This window comes from Chryseobacterium paridis (assembly GCF_016595215.1).
Taxonomy (GTDB): Bacteria; Bacteroidota; Bacteroidia; order Flavobacteriales; family Weeksellaceae; genus Chryseobacterium; species Chryseobacterium paridis.
The window spans coordinates 1-1,084 of record NZ_JAENHK010000009.1 but is presented as its reverse complement, the minus strand read 5'-3'; the positions used below and the strand labels follow the sequence as shown (position 1 = coordinate 1,084).

Annotated in this window: 1 pseudogene; it reads left to right on the top strand. The window is 37.6% G+C overall.

Annotated elements, in window-relative coordinates:
• A pseudogene (locus tag JHL15_RS09890) lies at positions 1-1,084 on the top strand (RHS repeat-associated core domain-containing protein); the annotation flags it as partial.

Sequence of the window (1,084 nt, the reverse complement as noted above, 5' to 3'; positions counted from 1 at the left end):
TGATGTCAATACAGCAGCAGATGTAAAAAAATATGTAACAGTGACCAGTTGGGCCAGTGGAACCACTGCTTCTGCTATCAGCCAGTCAGTCAATTATGCAGCAGGTCAATTGTATAAAAATACAGTCACGGATGAAGATGGAAACAAAACGATTGAGTTCAAGAATGGAAAAGGACAGGTTGTAATGGTGAGGAAGGTCATCAATGCTACTGATAACGCGGACACCTATTATGTGTATAATGAGTACAACCAATTGGCTTTTGTTATTCCTCCCAAAGCAGCCATAGTTTCTGATGTTAATACGGTACTAGGCAGCTTATGTTATATTTACAGATATGATGGAAGAAACAGACTTATTCTAAAGAAATTACCAGGTAAGGATTATGAGTTCATGGTCTATGATAAGCAGGACAGATTAATTATGACCCAGGATGCAGTGATGGGAGCCTCCAAGCAGTGGCTTTTTACCAAATATGATCAGTTTGGAAGAGTAGCCTATACTGGGATTTATACATCAACACAAGTATCTGGAACAGTAGGAAGAGCTGCAGAACAAGCATTAGCAGATGCTGCAGGAAGTAATAATGTAGCAAGAACTACTTCTGTAGGATTTACCAATAGTGGAATGGATGTCTATTATGACAATGGTACATCAAATTATCCCAATAACATAACAAAGCTTTTGACTGTTAATTACTATGATTTTTATCTTGTAGGTGATCCTTTTCCAACCAAAGTATGGGATCAGGATGTGCTTCCTTCGAATCCACAACAGTATGGGAGAAGTACAAAAGGATTGAATGTTTCTAGTTTTGTGAAAAATATTGAAGATGACAACTGGTCAAAAACCTATTTTTATTATGATCTAAAGGGAAGAGCTGTACGGGAATTTTCTTTTAACCATTTGGGAGGATACACCAATGTTGAAAGGCAGCTTGATTTTTCAGGAAATGCAAAGATTGTTTTTACCCAACATAAAAGACTTGCTACTGATCCTGAGAAAAGGATAACTGAGAATTTTGGGTATGACGCTCAAAACAGGCTGCTGACTCATACCCATCAGATAGACAATAATCCTGTAGAA